We start from the raw sequence: 17,557 nt of genomic DNA on the forward strand, positions 1-17,557 counted from the left end.
AAGAATGAAATGATCGAAGTCATACTACTTGCTATAGCTTTGGCAATGGATGCATTTGCTGTTGCGATTGGGCTAGGGGCTAAATCGAAAAAACAGAGTAAGCAGTATTTGCTACGTTTAGCCATTTATGCTGGTTTGTATTTTGGTATCGCGCAGGGTGTAATGCCACTAATTGGATATTTATTGGGCGCAGCACTGTTAGGCTGGTTGGCTGCTGCTGCGCCTTGGATTGGCGGCATGATACTTATCAGCCTCGGTGGTAAAATGCTTTATGAGGTGTTTACTGCTGATGGGGAAGATGCGGTAGATAGTGCGCTGCACCTAAAAGCCGACACAGATGATGCTGTTAACGCCATAAATAATAGAAACAACAATATCAATCATCGCACCCTATTTACCCTTGCAATAGCAACCAGTATTGATGCGATGGCAGCAGGTTTTACGCTTAATTTGTTGGCGCTTAATGCATGGTTGGCTTGTTTGATTATCGCGCTAGTGACTGCTATTTTTGGGCTGTTTGGTGTTTATTTGGGCTGGCGTTCTGGTACGTGGTTAGAGGATAAAGCGGAAGCATTAGGTGGCTTGGTGCTTATTTTGATTGGCTTAAAAGTGATGTTTTTTAGCTAATGAATACCAAATCCAAAAAGTAAGATTAAACCCTTCAAACTCGTTTAGTCTACAAGGCTTAGTACTTACACTCGTTTCCCTTACTATAGTCAGTGAAAAGTAAAATCGATACATCACGTACTGCTAGTACAGTTTTTTATAGCTTGCTGTGCCTACGCAGACAGAGGCTACAAAAAAACTATACCAGCAGTATCGTAGCGTTTTTTAAAGTATTTTAACTATACTCTAATTTTTGTGAATGGTATAACTACCGTATTTCAACTCATTTTCCTAATAAAAAGCAGCGCTATAAGAGTTATAGCGCTGCTTTTTTGTTTCACGTGAAACTTCGATTAATAAGGTTTTTATTGATTATTCTTCGTCAGTATCAAAGCGCCATGCCAACACACGGGTGTTCTTTTGACCCTGACTCATTTCAATAATACGCATTTGCGTGACATCGAGCTGCTTTAATAGCAGTTGCAACGGTTTGACGTTTTCAGACTTCGACACTAAGCTGGTAAACCAGCCGACGTGCTCTGCAAAATCCTGACTTTCTTTTATCATCTTCGTTAAAAAAGCAATCTCGCCACCCTCAGACCATAGTTCCTTGTGCTGACCACCGAAGTTTAGATTTTGCGCAGCATTACCAGCCTTGGTTGAGCGTCGACTGATTTGTTCGTTTTCGTTCTTACCGCGATGTCTTTGCAGATTATGCTGCTTGCGACTATTGGCTTCCATCGCTTCTTCTAATGAAGCATGAAACGGTGGGTTGCAAACGACCACATCAAAGTAATCTTGACGACCGATGATATTAGCAAAAATACGCTTAGGCTCAGGTTGTAATTTTACTTTGATCGCAGCTTTTAGCTTGGGATTGGATTCGCAAATAAGTGCAGCAGTGTTGACAGAAATAGGGTCGATGTCACTAGCAGTAAAGCGCCAGCCATAGCTTTGGCTGCCAATAATAGGGTAAATAGCACTAGCGCCAGTACCTATATCGAGGGCGTGGATTTCTTTACCTTTTGGCGGGGTATTATCGGCATTCACATGGGTGGTCTGCGCCAATAAGTCGGCAATGTAGTGAATATAATCAGCACGTCCAGGAATCGGTGGACATAGATAACCTTCTGGAATATCCCAAAACTTAATACCATAATAATGCGCCAGTAGTGCTTGATTGAGCACACGTACCGCTTGATGATCCGAGAAGTTAATCGTCGACTCGCCTTTAGGATTGGTAATGGTATGCTTAGCAAGCTCTGGCAGAGCGCGAGTCAATACCGCAAAGTCATAGCGACCCTGATGCGGATTACGCGGATGCAGCTGGCCGAGTTTTTTGGCAGTCTCAGGCGAGCGATTTCTGTGATTATTGGCGGTCGGGCGACGGTTCATAGGCTTACTGGTCATAGTATCGGGCTTTGATGTTTGAATATAATCAACCAGTTTAGCAGATTTCACCAGTGACTAACGTCTTATCGACTACGTAAAATAAGATTTAATCCCAGTACTATCATTGCTGTACCCAATACGCGGTCTATCCAATGCTCAAAACGCTGAAATCGTCGATGAATGGCAGGGATAGAAAGCAACATCACCACCGTGCTGAACCAGGCCATTTGTAAAACCATCATCCAAACGCCATAAATCGCCAGCTGCCAAAGCGGAATACTGGGTGATAGTACAAGGGTGAATATCGCCACAAAATATACTGGTGCTTTTGGATTAAAGACATTGCAAAAAAAGCCACGGCGCAGAATAGCCGCGGTCGATTCAGTGTCAGTAGGCAGCTTTTTATTAGCGCTATTTTTACCAGCACTCGTGGTTCGATCGTTAATTATGTCTGGTGAAACGTTAACGCTTGAATCTATTGGCTCTGCTGGAATTTCTAGCTCTGCTGGTTTTTTAGGTTTGGCTTGAATACCTTGCCACCCCAGATAAATAAGATAACTGCCGCCCAACCATTTAATAGCGGTCAGTAGTGGCTGCGAATGGGCAATCAACGTTGCCAGTCCTAGCACCGAATAGATAATATGTACGGCTAAACCAAAAGTAATACCGAGACTACAGATCAAACCAGTGCGTCGGCCTTTTGCTAACGTTTGCTGCGAGACCAAAACAAAATCAGGGCCAGGGGAGGCGGCAGCGAGTAGATGAACGCTAGTGATAAGCAAAAAACCGTGCCAAAATTCCATAAAGTGCTCTGAGTGATGTCTTGATTTGGATAATAGTTGCACATTATCGTAAATGAGGTCAACTGAAAATAGTGGCGATGTCGCGGCTTGTGTTATAGAGCGGAGATGTCTATATTAAAAGCAGACTGATAATCAATACTGTAACAAGGATAAAGTTATGACTGCTCACAATATGGTTAATAATATTACTGACAACGCTATTAACAGTGATACGAACAATCGCATTACTTATAAAACCGATGGCTATATCTGTCTAATCGGACTGAATCGCGCCGATAAGCGCAATGCCTTTGACAGTCATATGATTAAGCAACTGTCTGAGGCACTCACTAATTATGAAAACGATGCCAATCTTCGCTGTGCGCTGATATTCGCTCATGGTGAGCACTTCACCGCTGGGCTAGATTTAATGGAGCTACAGGATAAATGGGATAAAGGCGCATTTGAGTTCGCTGCCGACGAAATAGATCCGTGGGGTATTGGTGGAAAATTGCGCAGCAAACCCGTTGTCGTTGCGGTACAAGGGACTTGCTTTACCGCTGGGATTGAGCTGATGCTCAATAGTGATGTGGTTATCGCCAGTAGCAATTGCAACTTTGCACAAATGGAAGTGCAGCGCGGTATCATGCCGTTTGGTGGTGCGACGGTACGCTTTGTCGCTGCTGCTGGTTGGCAAAAAGCCATGCCGTATCTATTAACGGGTAAAAACTTTGATGCGCAAACCGCTGATAGGCTAAATCTGGTCAGTGAAGTCGTGCCAAATGGTGAAGAATATAAGCGCGCGCTAACTATCGCCCAACAGATTTGCAAAGCCGCGCCACTTGGCGTGCAAGGATTACTGTCCTCAGCGCAAGATGCCAGTCGTAATGGCGCAAAAGCAGCTCTCGCCAATATTCATGGCTATCTGCCGCATTTGTTTCATTCAGAAGATGCGAAAGAGGGTGCGATGGCGATGGTTGAAAGAAGGGAAGCTGAATTTAAAGGACAGTAGAGAGTTCTAAATAACTCTTTAATAAGTTCGTAATCAGTTGTTTTATATTAAATAACATTCACGTATTTACTGAGTCGGTTTTTCGAAGCTTATATGCAGGTTGTCTGTAATATAGTTTTGCTGACTGATTGCACAGTTAAGAACGACTTTGTTATATTGAATATATTAAGCCAAAACCATTTTCTAGGAAAAAACTAGTGCTGTATAACTTTGATGAAATAATAGACAGACGACATACGGGATCGTTTAAATGGCATTATACCGATGACACGATTCCGCTATGGGTCGCAGATATGGACTTTAAGACCGCTCAGCCTATTTTAGCGGCGATTGAGCAAGTAGCGCAGCATGGCATATTGGGTTACACCGTTCCGACCGAGCCGTTGTATCAAGCGATTATCGATTGGCATGGCAGTCGTTATGGCTTGTGGCTGGATAAGCAGAATATTCTTTTCTCACCGGGCGTAGTGCCAAGTTTGGTGCTGATGATGAAAGTATTTACCGAAGCAGGGGATGCAGTACTCATCAACGATCCTATTTATACGCCTTTTATGACCAAGGTTTTGGATAATAATCGTCAGCTTGTGACTTCTGCATTAAAGGAAATAGATGGTAAATATCATCTGGATTTAGCTGATATAGAAGCTAAGATTGTCGAGCATAAAGTTAAGCTGTATTTGTTGTGTAATCCGCATAATCCGGGCGGGCGTGTATGGACAGTAGATGAGCTTAAAGCGTTACTTTTCATCTGCAAAAAGCATAATGTAGCGATTGTTAGTGATGAGATTCATCAAGATTTAACCTTGAGCGGTCACAAATTCATTCCTTTTTTAACTCTAGCAAAAGACTATGAGCATAAAGTTGTGAGCCTAACCTCGATGACCAAAACTTTTAATATTGCCGGTATCAAAGGCTCGATGATATTTGCTAAAGACAGCGCATTACTGAGTAAAATTGACCAGCAGCAGCGCTTAAGTGACGAGCATGAGCTCAATTTATTTGCTTATACGGCGATGCGTAGCGCTTATGAGCAAGGTGGTGAGTGGTTGGCACAGGCGCTCGCTTATATCGAAGCCAATATTGAATTAACGCTACAGTTTTTAGAGGAGCACCTGCCTAAAATTAAGGTTATGCGCCCAGAAGCTTCGTATCTAATATGGCTAGATTGCTCAGCCTATGGTCAAGACGATCAAATGCTTTATGATGCGCTTAGAGCTGCTAAGGTTGAGCTGAGTGCAGGGATTAAATACGGAACTGAGGGGCATCTAAAAATGCGCTTTAATGTGGCGTGTCCTAAAACGATATTGATAGAAGGATTGAATCGTATGCACACTGCCTTAAATGACGATACTTTTAATACAGTCGATTCAATTTAAAAAGAATAAAGTGCTGCTGGGATAAATTTTGCGAAGCCTTTGGAGTGCGAAGTGCACAGCAAGTGAGGAAAGTTTATCCCAGCATAACGCTATTTTTAAAGTACCTCTTTTATATTGAATCGACTATATTATTTAGCTGGGTAACCGGTAATATCTTGAATGCTTTGGTATAAAGGTTTTAAGCGCTCATACATCTTAAGATAAACTTCATTATATAGGCGTTTATATAGCTGAACGTTGGCCTCAATAGGCAAGAATTCATCACCCAAATGGGTCATCGCTTCAGTAGCGGCTAAATGGTCGGGATAAACGCCGAGCCCCACCGCGCAGTTGATGGCAGCGCCTAATCCTGAGGCTTCATAAGTATGCGGGCGATAAGCAGGCATGCCAAAGATATCTGCCGTCAGCTGCATCGCGGAGTCGCTTTGGGAGCCGCCACCAGAGATGCGCAAGTGTTTGATAGTTTTTCCCGTACGCTTCTCAATCGTATCAAAACCAAGCTTAAGCTCGTAAGCCAGTCCCTCTAAGATAGCACGGTAAACGTGCGCCCGTGTGTGTACATCGCCAAAACCAATGAGCGCGCCCTTGCCTTCAAGACCCGGATGACGAACGCCAGGCGACCAATATGGCTGCATCATTAGCCCCATACAGCCTGCTGGAATATCTTTGACCGCTTGATCGAGGAGCTTTTCGGTATCGATACCCTGCGTTTTTGCTAACTGTTCTTCATATTGAGCAAACTGCTCTTTAAACCAGCTAACCATCCAAAAACCACGATATATCATATACTCGTGATTATAATAATTCGGTGCAGCAGCGGTATAAGCGGGCATGTGCTTGAGTATCTCAACATAATTTGTTGAGGTGGTATTGATGGTCGCGGTAGTGCCAAAGCTTAAGCAAGCGGTATCGGCGGCCAGTCCAGCGGAACCCAAAGCTTCACAGGCTTTATCGCTGGCAGCAGCAATCATTGCTGTGCCTTCAAGAATACCAGTGGCGGCAGCAGCTTCAGCAGTAATATGACCAAGGTGCTGCCCAGGTGGCATGAGTTTGGGCATTTGCTCTAATCGGCAATTAAATAGTCGCCATTTGATGTTATTGGGCTTAAACCACGCTTGCGCCTTATAATCATAAGGCAGGTAGCCTAGCGCGTGACCAGAGGAGTCGATAAGTTCATCAATGAGCTGATAGGTTAAGTACGCTGATAAATTGACGTAATAGGCTGTTTTAGCCCATATCTCCGGCTCATGATGAGCGAGCCAATTACAGCGTGCTTTTTGCTGCGCTTCATTAACTAGATCGCCCATGCCAATTACCTTGGTGAGTGGATTAAGAAAGCCTATGTCATGGGGCTCTCCTCGGCGCAAATCCATCCATACAATAGCTGGGCGTAGCGGCTGTTTATTTTTATCCAAACATATCATGGTGTAGCGCTGAGTAGCGAGACTGACACCAGCGATTTGCGCTGGCGTAATGTCGCAGGTTTGCCATAATTGCTGGCAGGCCTCGCTTAATTTTTGCCAATAGTAATCGGCATGCTGCTCAGCAAAATTAGGCTCAGTTGAAAAGTACGGCTCGATAGGGACGCGGGCTTTGGCAATCTCGGTGCCAAATTGATCAAAGATAAGCGCCCTGACGCTTTGTGTACCATTATCGATGGTTAAGAAATAAATAGGGGCATCAAGGTTATGGGTCATAGTCATCCTTAACTATGTGGAAATAGATATATAGCTCAATAAAAATACTATAATTATAGTGTGCTACTGGTATAAGTTTTCCTTGCTTGCTGTACCTACGCAGACAGGGGCTACGGAACTTATATTTTCAAAGTAAGCACCCCAGTAGCACTTGTTATTAATATCCTATAAAAAAGCGCTAAGCCGCTGGTAAATGATAATAGCGTTGCCATAACTCTTGATAGCGATCGACTTCTTGCTGCCATTTTTGCTCGTCCCAGCCCAGTTCCTGCTGGCAGATTTGCTTCAGCCTATCACTAATCAACGGCGTCATTGCACCATGCGGCAGTATCAATCCCAAGCGCGTACGCCGTAATAATAAATCATCTAAATGAATGACTTGCTCGAAACGTGCGGCAAAGCGAATCTCCGCCCAGATAGTATTGCTGTCGGTCACATAAGCCAAATCATCGTCATGTGCTAATGCTAATAAGGCATCAAGTTGTAAACCATAAAACCCTTGTAAGCGCTGTTGTAGCGATGCAGGTAGGGTAGCAAACTTGGTATTGGTTGGTGTTTGATTGCTAAAAACTTCGCTATTAAACGAGCTAAGATCTTTAGTATCCACATCATCAAACGCAAGCACTTGTTGGCAAACCTTTAGCACATCAAGGGCAATCAGGCGAAAGGTGGTCAGCTTGCCGCCACTGACGGTGACCAAATTATTATCGAGCCAAACGCTATGGTCGCGCTTTTCTTTACTAGGGCTGACGCGTTTACCATCACCGCCTTCAGAAATCAGCGGACGCACGCCCGCCCAAGTACTGATGACATCCTCTCGGCTTAGGTTGGCATGATTAAAGAGATCGTTGGTCGCTGCTAATAGATAATCCACCTCTGCGCTAGTAATGCCAACTTCTTCTTCACCTAAAGGAGGATTATCCAAATCGGTGGTTCCCAGAACTGAGCGGTTCTCCCAAGGGAAAACAAACACCGCTCTTTTATCGACAGGATGCAAAAAGGTATAGGCTTGCGTCAGAGGCAGACGCTCTTGACTAACCACCAAATGGCTACCGCGCGACGGACGAATTTGCTTATGAAAGGTTCGCTCCGTCTGTTGGCTAGCTTGCATCCGTAAGGTGTCAGCCCAAGCGCCAGTCGCGCTGACCACTACTTTGGCATAAACATCGTAAGTATTATTGCTATCATCAGATGCGGTATCTGCTAGGTGAGCACCCACGACCAAGCCTTGCTCATTGGTAATTAATGATTCGGCTTTAAGGTAATTAATCGCGCACGCGCCGTCATGGATCGCTTCGTCTAGCACCCGCATCACTAAGCGTGAGTCATCAGTCACCGCGTCACTAAACTGGCTGGCACCCAAAAACTTCTCTTGCTTGATACCAGGATTTAGGTTTAGAAAGGCATCTTTTTTAAAGTATTTAAAGTAGCGTTTGCCTGCCAGCTTATCGTATACCCTGAGTAAGGTATTAAATATCCATGGCGGTGGAAACTTGCCTTTATAATGTGGCATGACGTAATGCATCTCATTGACCAAGCCGCCGGCTTCATTGAGCATGCGCTCACGCTCGCGGACGCTAAGTAGAGTAGTTTTATAATCACCTGAGGCAATATAGCGCAGCCCGCCATGTACCATTTTGCTAGATCGGCTAGAAGTTCCCCAAGCAAAGTCTTTTTGCTCAATTAACAATACCGCTAAGCCGCGCCTTGCTGCTTCACGAGCAATCCCCGCGCCAGTAATACCGCCACCGATGATCAGCATATCCCAAGGCACTTCTTGAGACGAGCGGCGAGATAAAGGTGCTAAGGCTTGTTGGCGTTGCGTGGCTTGATTCATAGAAGACTCATTTTAATGGTTATTTAGTTTCAGCTAAGTAGACTATCTAAACTGCTTAATTTATAGGCGTTATTTAAAATATAGTTGCGTTTTATTATGACGCGCGGCTGGTATTAATTTTCCTTGCGTGCTGTGCCTACGCCGACAGAGGCTGCGCAAAATAAATATCAGCCGCGCTGTATAGCACTTATATTAAATTAAACATACCTCAGCTAAGACTGCAAATAAGCCCTGACTTTAAAACCTATTGTTTACTAGAACTAATCTTCGATTAAAACACCCGGATTCATACGCTGTTCAGGGTCTAAGCTTTTGAGCATATCGCTGGTTACCTGAATACCTAGCTGACCCTTTTCGGCAGCAAGGTAAGGCGCATGGTCACGACCGACACCGTGCTGATGCGATATTGTCGATTTGCCATTAGCCAGACTTAAACTGGCGGCATGTTTGATTTTTTGCCAGCGGCTTAAGGTACTAGCATGGTCTTTTGCGGCTCTAAAGAAGTAGGTGGTATAAAGACTGGCGCCTTGTTTATATACATGCGAGATGTGAGTAAAGGCCATGACGTGCTCATTTTCATCTGCCAAAGCCGTTTGAACAGCTTGTTGCATCTGCTGCACCTGCTCGTCGATATTATTCCAATTGGTCGCAGTCTCAAAGGTATCGACCATGATGCCTTTTTCCCATAAGGTGCCGCGCAGATAAGGGAATTTAAAACGCCCGTGCGCCCATATACTGCCCATGACATCGGTCAGCTTACCAGTAACACTGCCTTGCTGTTTTAACAGTTTTTTAAACTGGGTAAGTGCTAATTTATTCTGCGCTTTATCGCCTGAAACGCCATAAGTGAGCATGACTTTTTCTGAGCTGAGTCCGCGCGCTTTAAGATAAGTACTAATCGCTAAAAACTGACTAGGCGTCGTACCTAAATGTAGATGGGCGTCGGTTTCGACCGCATTACTTAAACGTAGCATAGACAGGCGAATATTACTCTGCACCGCTTGTCTGAGCACTTCTTTACCCGCTTCCCAATTCGGTAAAAACACCACTTTGAAAACCTCTTCTTCAGGCTGCGGTTGCACGCGCATTTTGACTTCGGTAAAAATACCAGCGCGGCCTTCAGTGCCCATCATCATTTCACGCAAATCAGGGCCTGCTGATGAGGCAGGAATATCAGCGATAGTAATGACACCTTTTGGCGTCACAAGTGTCCCACCAGCAAACATTTGCTCGATACGCCCATAGCCTAATGACTGCTGACCACTAGAGCGCGCGGCAATCCAGCCGCCGAGGGTCGATAGCTCCCAAGACTGCGGGTAATGTCCCAAGCGATAACCGTGTGCGTCCAATTGTGCTTCGACCGCTGGTCCTTGTGTGCCTGCGCCAAAGGTAGCAATTTGGCTCTCGTTATCTAAATCAATAAGCTGATCCATCTTGCTCATGGCGATGGTTAATACGGGGCGTGACCCCTTTTGTGGATTAATATGACCAACTACTGAAGTACCACCGCCAAAGGGAATAACAATAAGGTCGTGGTCGTGAGCCAGTTTCAATAAGGTCTCGACATCAGCGGTCGATTGCGGATGCGCGACGCCATCAGGGAAGACTTCAAAGTCGCCACCGTGCATGGCTATCCAGTCAGGAAAGCTTTGTCCACGCGCATGTCTGAGTCTGACCTCATTATCGATAGATACTGTATCTAGCTTAGTCATGGCAGCAGGCAAGCGTGACTTGGGTACGGTTTTGAGTACCTCTTGCAAGCTGACAGAGTTTAGTTTCTTGGTTTTACCAATGTGGGATTTAATCAGCTTGGCACCGTGTGACGACACTTTTTTATTGATATTGACATTGCCCCAACCATTCCAACGCGTTTGCTCTATCGGCGTGTTGGCGGTCATGTTAATGGACGCATCACTTTTTGCGACGTTATCTAATATAGGATTGTTGGTATTGGCAGGCTTAGCGTTTTTACGAATAAGAGATTTGATTTTGCTCATAGGGACATACCTGTCGATTTATTATGATTATAACTGTGCTTGAACTAGAAACACTTTGAATACCGACCATTTGATGGTCAGTGCAGTATCCAAAATTACCGGGTTACTTGTTTAACGTATCACAGTATAAGTAACTGTTTTCTGTACATTAGTCAACGACGATTGGTGTACTGCCTCAATTTTACAAGTTTATATTTCTCACTTAGAGAGCAATATAAAACAAAGAGCGATGAAAGTGAAATAAAGTAGGTTTTTAGAATAATTTATTGAGACGATTTTGGGTTAGTTGGTAGATTAGCGTATTTTTATAACCAATAGACTGCCGAAACTTGTTAAAATAGGGCACTAATTTTTTCTTGATGGACATCGATTTATGACCACTGCCGCTGCCACTCCTGCAATACCTACTATCAAAGAAGATCGCATCTTAATTCTTGATTTTGGCTCACAATATAGCCAACTAATCGCCCGCCGTGTACGCGATTCAGGCGTATTCTGTGAGATGTTCCCGTTTGATATCGACACCCAACGCATCAAAGATTTTGGCGCAAAAGGTATCATCTTATCGGGTGGTCCTGAGAGCGTGCATGCAGAAAACAGCCCACGTATCAATGACGCCGTATTTGACTTAGGCGTACCGGTATTAGGTATCTGCTACGGTATGCAAGCAATGGCAGAGCGTTTTGGCGGGCAAGTTCACGCCAGTAATGTCCATGAGTTTGGTGCAGCGACCATTAATATCGACGGCAAATCTACCCTTATAGACGGTATCGAAGACGCAGCAGGTAAGCTCAATGTGTGGATGAGTCATGGCGATAAAGTGATTGATGCGCCTGAAGGCTTCGACATCGTTGCCAGTACACCAAGCTGTCCGATTGCCATTATGGCCAATGATGACAAGCAATATTATGGTCTCCAGTTCCATCCTGAAGTCACCCATACCGCCCAAGGTCAGGCATTGCTAGGACGTTTTGTCCATCAAATCTGTGACTGCGCGGGCAGCTGGACGCCTGATAACATCATCGATATGCGTATCGAACAATTACAAAAACAAATCGGTGACAAGCAAGTATTGCTCGGTCTCTCAGGCGGGGTGGATAGCTCCGTCGTGGCGGCATTATTGCATAAAGCCATCGGCGATCAGCTGACTTGTGTGTTTGTCGATACTGGGTTGCTGCGTCTACACGAAGGCGATCAGGTGATGCAAATCTTCGCCGAAAATATGGGTGTAAAAGTCATCCGCGTTGATGCCGAAGAGTTATTCTTGAATGCATTGGCTGGCGAGTCTGATCCTGAGGCCAAACGTAAAATCATTGGTAAAACCTTTATCGACGTCTTTGCTAACAGTGCGCGTGAAGTCAGCGAGCAAAGCGATGGCAAAGTCATCGAGTTTTTAGCACAAGGCACTATTTATCCTGACGTTATCGAATCAGCGAAGTCGCATCAAGGTAAAGCTCACGTGATTAAGAGCCATCATAATGTTGGCGGTTTGCCAGATGATTTGGCCTTTGAATTGGTTGAGCCATTACGCGATTTGTTTAAAGATGAAGTGCGTAAACTGGGTATTACCCTTGGTTTACCAGCAAAAATGATCAACCGCCATCCGTTCCCAGGACCGGGTTTAGGCGTGCGTATCCTTGGTGAAGTGACCAAAGAGTTTGCCGATATCTTACGTGCTGCCGATGCTATCTTTATGGAAGAGTTAGAAAAATCAGGCTGGTATGAGAAGACCGCGCAAGCGTTTGCGGTCTTCCAACCGATTAAATCGGTCGGTGTGGTCGGTGATGGTCGCCGCTATGCGTGGGTGATTGCGCTACGTGCGGTTGAAACGGTAGACTTTATGACTGCGCGCTTTGCCCATCTGCCGTATGATTTGATTGAAACGGTATCGAATCGTATTATGAATGAAATTGCCGAAGTATCACGCGTGACTTATGATGTGTCGAGCAAGCCGCCTGCTACTATTGAGTGGGAATAGCTCACATCTTTGTAATGTGATATAAAAATAGGATGCAAAAAGGAGCAATAAGCTATGAAATTAGTTCATGTCGGTCAAGATGAATGGATGTTTGAAGAGTCGATTATTGAATTTCCTAAAAATAAATCAGCTAACGATAATGAAAGTAGCCACTTAAAAAACCAAGTAAAAAATTTCGTTGACGCAGAAATAAAAGCAGGTCGCGATATTGATGACATCATGCACGAAGTGATGACCAAGTTTCAAGATGAAATTATGCAAGACTTTGATGACCAGCCGCCGACCTCATTTCAGGTTATTCAAATGACTTTGGAGCGTGATGGTTATGAAGTGGCTCGTGAGATTGCGCAATTTCTAGTATTAGAAAGTATAAATGACCCTGATGCTTACTTTAACTTGGCTTTTTTATGTGAGGAGCATGACGATAGCTTTTTAGCCTTACTAAGTAGCCGTGAATGTATGCGACTTTATTTAGAATACTTTCCCAAAAAATTCAATTGGCAAAAAAGTAAGCTGCCTTGGGGCATCATGGAAAACCGTCCCTTTTTGCGTGCACTGTTTCAATCAACCAATGTATATGCCGATAATGGTAGTTTTGAGTTGGCCTGCGCAGAGGGCGAAAAGCTATTACAAGTGTGCCCTAATGACAATTTGGGCATACGCGAACGCTTGGTAGAGCTGTATATGCTTACCAAGCAATACCAAAAAATCATTCAAATCTGTGACGATTATCCAGAGGATATGCTGGCCAATATTGCTTTTGGAAAAGTATTGGCTTACTGCTATCAAGATAAGCTGGACAAAGCTGAAAAAGAATGGGTTATCGCGCAAGATAACTTACCTGAAGTGGCTCATGAAATACTCAAAAAACGCCATCCTAAACCACGTGGTATTGATAATAGTTATGGTATAGAAATCGGTGGTAAAGAGCAGGCATATTTATACTGGCAAGAAATGGGAGGGTGGTGGGAGCAAAATGCGACAGCTCAAGCATTAATCGAGAAAAAACGTGCCGAAAAGAAGAAGTAGTGGGTTAATGTTGGAGCGCTAGCACCCGTTTTCCTAGCTACTCAAATTTTTTGCATTGATATATGGTTTATTTTTTATTCGTTCGGTTTAGCGTAGCGATAGCAAAAAACACTCAACTTGGTTGGGTGTTTTTTTTGGTCGAAAAAACAGCCACTCGAAAATGACCCAGTTTTTTATTGAACATTTGTTTTTATTAACTATAATAGTGCCAACTTTAATTGGTTTTCTTATTATTAAAGTGTAGGTAAAATTATAAAATGATCAGTGTTCAGTAAAATTAAGGGATAAGATGCTTTGTAATAGCTGTAATCAAGAAAACGCAAGTGAGGCAGTCGTTTGTTCAAACTGTGGACATCAATTCTTTGATGTTAAAGCACAAACACCACCACCGTTAACAGCGGTTAATATTTCTAAAGATGCGCAAAGCACACAAAGCCAGTCGATTTCCAGCTCTGAAAATGCTGATACTTTGCTAGCGGCCTTCGTCGGCGACAAGTATGACAGCTTTTATCGTGATAAATGGTTTAAGGACAGCGAGCCACGCTTAGAGGTTAATAATGATGGCTCTAGTATACACAGTTTTAATTTGGCTGGACTTCTCTTGGGAACGTCTTGGTTGTGCTATCGTAAAATGTATCTAGTCGCTTTTTTTATTGTACTTGGCATTAATGCAGTTGATTTAGTCTTAATGCATCTGCTCGGTATGGAAACGTATAGCTCTATAGGTCAAACCAGCTTTTTTGTCGCATGGGCAGTATTAACAGGACTTTTAGGGAATTACTTTTATTTCAGCTACAGCGTTAAAAATATCGATAAAGTCATGAGTAATACAGCTGACCCAGCGACGGTCGAACAGGAGTTAGTGGCAAAGGGTGGTACATCGTGGGTTGGCGCCATCGTGGGTAGCATATTATCAGTATTACTATCTATGGGTATGTCCTATTTATTTGCGCCTGATTGGTTTTGGTTGGTGTAGTACGTCTAATAAATAAGGTTAATCTAAGGAAGCGAGAAAAGAGCGATGGAGTCATTAAAACAAGCATACGATTTGGAACTAACGGATGAAAATCATGGGCAAGGCTGGGCCTTTGGTCGCCCTATCGGTATTACCACGGATCAATGGCCACGAAGTAGGATCAATGGTCTACCGATGGCACACTTATGGACTATATTGGTGCCTGAAGCGTATCGCGTAAAAGAGAAAGATCTCATGGCAATATCGCTTTTTCAGGCGGATGATCATGTTGAAGACACGGTAGACGGTGTTGAAGATATGATTACTAACCTCACCGAGGTGAATCATACAGACGCTGTGGCTTTTTGGGCGTCACTGAGTCGCTATGCCAACCATCGTCACCCTCAAGAAATCTATCTTGAAGATATTATTGGTGGTGGCTGGGCATTAATTTGGCTAACCAAGGAGGAGTTTGAAGGTGAAGCGACAGCACTGCCTAAAAAAGAAAATAGTATCTATCCAGACTATGAAGTCGAAGAGTGGAGTAGCACTTGCTTGGTCAAAGATGAACCCGCTCAGTTTATTAAGCACGTTGTCCGAACAGATGATCCTAATGTCGGCAAGATGCTCGATGAGTGGCCAGATGAAGATGATGAGAATGCTTATACCCCTATGTTTTCTACAAAAGGTACCATATTAAAGCTTGATAGGTTTCATGCAAAAAGTCATTTTGGTGGTACGGCCAATCCCATTCAAGCGATGCCAGCATTTAGTCCTTTTTATATTGAGTTTGAAGAAGCACTTGGTGATGCCAATATGGGTGGTGGTAATGGTCAAATCGATTTGTTGAATAATCAGTTTGACTGGGCTTGTGGCTAATTGTTGATAACGTTGAGCTGATCAAATTGGCTTAGTATATAAATAAAGAACACTCAACTTAGCTGGGTGTTTTTTTTGATGCTTGTAAACTTACAAGACCTTGTATGGTATTGATATCATAATCTTTATATGTACGGGCTAAACCTTATAGAACCTGTCCAAGAAAAGCCATTTAACAAGTTCTGAAATAATTTAGATACTCTGATAAGAGTGTCATGACTAATTGAAAATTCTTGATATGTACCATCATCTATAGTATATCCTAACAAATCTCCATTTAAGTTACTGAGCCCAAGGAACCCACCTTGCAAATCCATTTTCTTTTTCTTACTTCTACCATAGCCCCTGATACGGTCTTCAGAGTGCTGTGCACTATTTCTTACTTTGGAGAGTAGAGGAAATGCCTCTTCAAACTGTTCTTTTATACTTTTAACATGTCCAAGATTTGTTTCATCTGAAATTACAGACAAATATTTGTAAAATGAATCTACTAAGGATAAAAAGCTATGGGCATGGATGAATGAAAAGCGGTTCTTATAACTTCTTGGTACTTCGCCCGAATTTAACTTTTCCTGTCTGTAGAGTCTTTCAGTTTCAGCTCGATGATACTCATGATTAGTATAAAAATCATTTTCATCATCTAACCCATCACGATAATTTTTTTCTATATGCATGCGTAACTGCCTATCGCGCTCCCATAAATCCTCCGTATTATCTGATGTATGTTCCAAATAAGATTTCTGCTGGCAATCTGTGAACATTGTAAGAGTAATAGCCATATCTGTTATTGTTGTTTCCATCGATGAAATAATGCTTGTTAGCTCAGATACATCTTCTCCGTCTGGCAATTCTAACCAAGTTCCTGGATATTCAATATTTACTATAAACATAATTACTCCTTGACTAAAATTTTTTCTGCTACTCTCAAGATCAAAAAATAGCGGCGCTTCTTAAAGTAAAGAGCACCGCTACCTTTCATAAATTTCGAGTTCTAAACTCTAACCCCGCACATTCACCACATAACGTCCCACGGTTTTACTCTCTATAAATCGCTCTAAGTACTCAGGCGTTTGCGCTAAGGTAATCTCTTCACAATATTTCTCAAGATTGGGCAGCTTCATATCAGTGGCGACACGCTGCCAAATCGCTTTTTTGTCAGCCAGTGGAATATAGACCGAATCGATACCCAATAAAGAGACGGCTCTAGTGATAAAAGGCATGACCGACATCGAAAACTCAGCACCACCTGCTAAGCCACAACTAGTCACCGCGCCGCCCGCTTTGGTCTGTTTGAGCAAGTTTGCTAAGTAATCGCCGCCTATCGTATCGATAGCATTTGCCCATAGTTCACGGCCAATAGGTTTATTACCGATTTCATTGATGGTATCGCGATGACGCACTTCACTCGCGCCTAATTCTTTCAGATGCTCGCTTTGTTCAGGTTTACCAGAAAAGGCAATGACCTCGTAGCCCAGCTGCTTTAATATAGCGATGCTGATACTACCGACGCCACCAGTTGCGCCGGTGACAGCGACTGGTCCATCGCTTGGTTTTGCGCCCATTTTTTCTAACTTTTGCACACTTAACGCTGCGGTGAGACCGCCGGTACCGTAAATCATCGCCTCTTTTAACGTCAGCATTTCTGGGCAGGGTAGCGCCCAATCGGCTGGAATAGAAATCATTTGACTCAAACCGCCATCGGTATCCATACCCAAATCATAACCGAAGACCACAACCTCTTGACCTGCTTTAAAAGTACCAGATTTATCACTAACCACGACGCCTGCTGCATCGATACCGGGCGTATGCGGATAGTTTTTAGTAATTCTTTTATTGCCCGATGCCGACATGGCATCTTTGAAGTTTAACGATGAATAATGTACTTCGATTAATAAATCATTTTTAGGTAAATCACTGACATTACGCGTTTGGATACTTTTATCGAATTTGTCATCGCTGGTTTCTTCGACGACCAAGGCTTTAAAGGTTTTATTATTAGACATTATATTATTCCTTT

Annotated in this window: 14 protein-coding genes; 7 read left to right on the forward strand and 7 right to left on the reverse strand. The window is 43.5% G+C overall.

The window, feature by feature from the left end; translation table 11 throughout:
* The first annotated feature begins 9 nt into the window (after positions 1-9).
* Positions 10-627 (forward strand): manganese efflux pump MntP, encoded by a 618-nt coding sequence (locus tag ACT3TU_RS03425; RefSeq protein WP_192522760.1) that lies wholly within the window; start codon positions 10-12, stop codon positions 625-627.
* Between the two features lie 351 nt (positions 628-978).
* Here the strand turns inward: ACT3TU_RS03425 and rlmF are convergent, their stop codons facing one another.
* Positions 979-2,016, reverse strand: a complete 1,038-nt coding sequence (gene rlmF / locus ACT3TU_RS03430) for a 23S rRNA (adenine(1618)-N(6))-methyltransferase RlmF (RefSeq protein ID WP_192522759.1) — start codon at positions 2,014-2,016, stop codon at positions 979-981.
* Positions 2,017-2,081: 65 nt separating this feature from the next.
* The gene (locus tag ACT3TU_RS03435; protein WP_192522758.1) at positions 2,082-2,801 is read right to left on the reverse strand and encodes a LysE family translocator; all 720 of its coding nucleotides are present in this window, start codon (positions 2,799-2,801) and stop codon (positions 2,082-2,084) included.
* A gap of 172 nt (positions 2,802-2,973) precedes the next feature.
* Between ACT3TU_RS03435 and ACT3TU_RS03440 the strand changes: the two genes are divergently transcribed.
* Together ACT3TU_RS03440 and ACT3TU_RS03445 are read left to right on the forward strand one after the other, a co-directional pair.
* Positions 2,974-3,792, forward strand: a complete 819-nt coding sequence (locus ACT3TU_RS03440; RefSeq protein WP_192522788.1) for a crotonase/enoyl-CoA hydratase family protein — start codon at positions 2,974-2,976, stop codon at positions 3,790-3,792.
* A 197-nt stretch (positions 3,793-3,989) separates the two neighbouring features.
* Positions 3,990-5,168 carry a MalY/PatB family protein gene (locus ACT3TU_RS03445; RefSeq protein WP_192522757.1) on the forward strand — a complete coding sequence of 393 codons (1,179 nt, stop codon included), beginning with the start codon at positions 3,990-3,992 and terminating at the stop codon, positions 5,166-5,168.
* A gap of 128 nt (positions 5,169-5,296) precedes the next feature.
* Here the strand turns inward: ACT3TU_RS03445 and ACT3TU_RS03450 are convergent, their stop codons facing one another.
* The 3 genes from ACT3TU_RS03450 to ACT3TU_RS03460 all read right to left on the reverse strand — a co-directional run bounded on the left by ACT3TU_RS03450 (position 5,297) and on the right by ACT3TU_RS03460 (position 10,699).
* The gene (locus ACT3TU_RS03450) at positions 5,297-6,865 is read right to left on the reverse strand and encodes an FGGY-family carbohydrate kinase (protein WP_192522756.1); all 1,569 of its coding nucleotides are present in this window, start codon (positions 6,863-6,865) and stop codon (positions 5,297-5,299) included.
* A 178-nt stretch (positions 6,866-7,043) separates the two neighbouring features.
* On the reverse strand, positions 7,044-8,702 hold the full coding sequence (locus ACT3TU_RS03455) for a glycerol-3-phosphate dehydrogenase/oxidase (protein ID WP_192522755.1): 1,659 nt from the start codon (positions 8,700-8,702) through the stop codon (positions 7,044-7,046).
* A 260-nt stretch (positions 8,703-8,962) separates the two neighbouring features.
* Positions 8,963-10,699 (reverse strand): FAD-binding oxidoreductase, encoded by a 1,737-nt coding sequence (locus tag ACT3TU_RS03460; RefSeq protein WP_192522754.1) that lies wholly within the window; start codon positions 10,697-10,699, stop codon positions 8,963-8,965.
* A 373-nt stretch (positions 10,700-11,072) separates the two neighbouring features.
* Here ACT3TU_RS03460 and guaA point away from each other — a divergent pair, with 373 nt between their 5' ends.
* The 4 genes from guaA to ACT3TU_RS03480 all read left to right on the forward strand — a co-directional run bounded on the left by guaA (position 11,073) and on the right by ACT3TU_RS03480 (position 15,540).
* Entirely contained in the window at positions 11,073-12,677 is a 1,605-nt protein-coding gene (gene guaA / locus ACT3TU_RS03465; RefSeq protein ID WP_192522753.1) for a glutamine-hydrolyzing GMP synthase, read from the forward strand.
* 54 nt (positions 12,678-12,731) lie between these two features.
* Entirely contained in the window at positions 12,732-13,706 is a 975-nt protein-coding gene (locus tag ACT3TU_RS03470) for a hypothetical protein (RefSeq protein ID WP_192522752.1), read from the forward strand.
* Positions 13,707-13,995: 289 nt separating this feature from the next.
* Positions 13,996-14,682 carry a DUF2628 domain-containing protein gene (locus ACT3TU_RS03475; RefSeq protein WP_192522751.1) on the forward strand — a complete coding sequence of 229 codons (687 nt, stop codon included), beginning with the start codon at positions 13,996-13,998 and terminating at the stop codon, positions 14,680-14,682.
* A 45-nt stretch (positions 14,683-14,727) separates the two neighbouring features.
* Positions 14,728-15,540, forward strand: coding sequence for a hypothetical protein (locus ACT3TU_RS03480; RefSeq protein WP_192522750.1), 813 nt, complete (start codon positions 14,728-14,730; stop codon positions 15,538-15,540).
* A 125-nt stretch (positions 15,541-15,665) separates the two neighbouring features.
* Here ACT3TU_RS03480 and ACT3TU_RS03485 read toward each other — a convergent pair whose 3' ends face one another.
* Both ACT3TU_RS03485 and ACT3TU_RS03490 read right to left on the reverse strand, forming a co-directional pair.
* Positions 15,666-16,430 carry a hypothetical protein gene (locus tag ACT3TU_RS03485; RefSeq protein WP_192522749.1) on the reverse strand — a complete coding sequence of 255 codons (765 nt, stop codon included), beginning with the start codon at positions 16,428-16,430 and terminating at the stop codon, positions 15,666-15,668.
* 108 nt (positions 16,431-16,538) lie between these two features.
* Positions 16,539-17,557 (reverse strand): oxidoreductase (locus tag ACT3TU_RS03490; RefSeq protein WP_444784026.1); only part of this gene is annotated, 1,019 nt, incomplete at its 5' end.

It is taken from the genome of Psychrobacter sp. AOP3-A1-26 (assembly GCF_052378235.1).
Lineage (GTDB): Bacteria > Pseudomonadota > Gammaproteobacteria > Pseudomonadales > Moraxellaceae > Psychrobacter.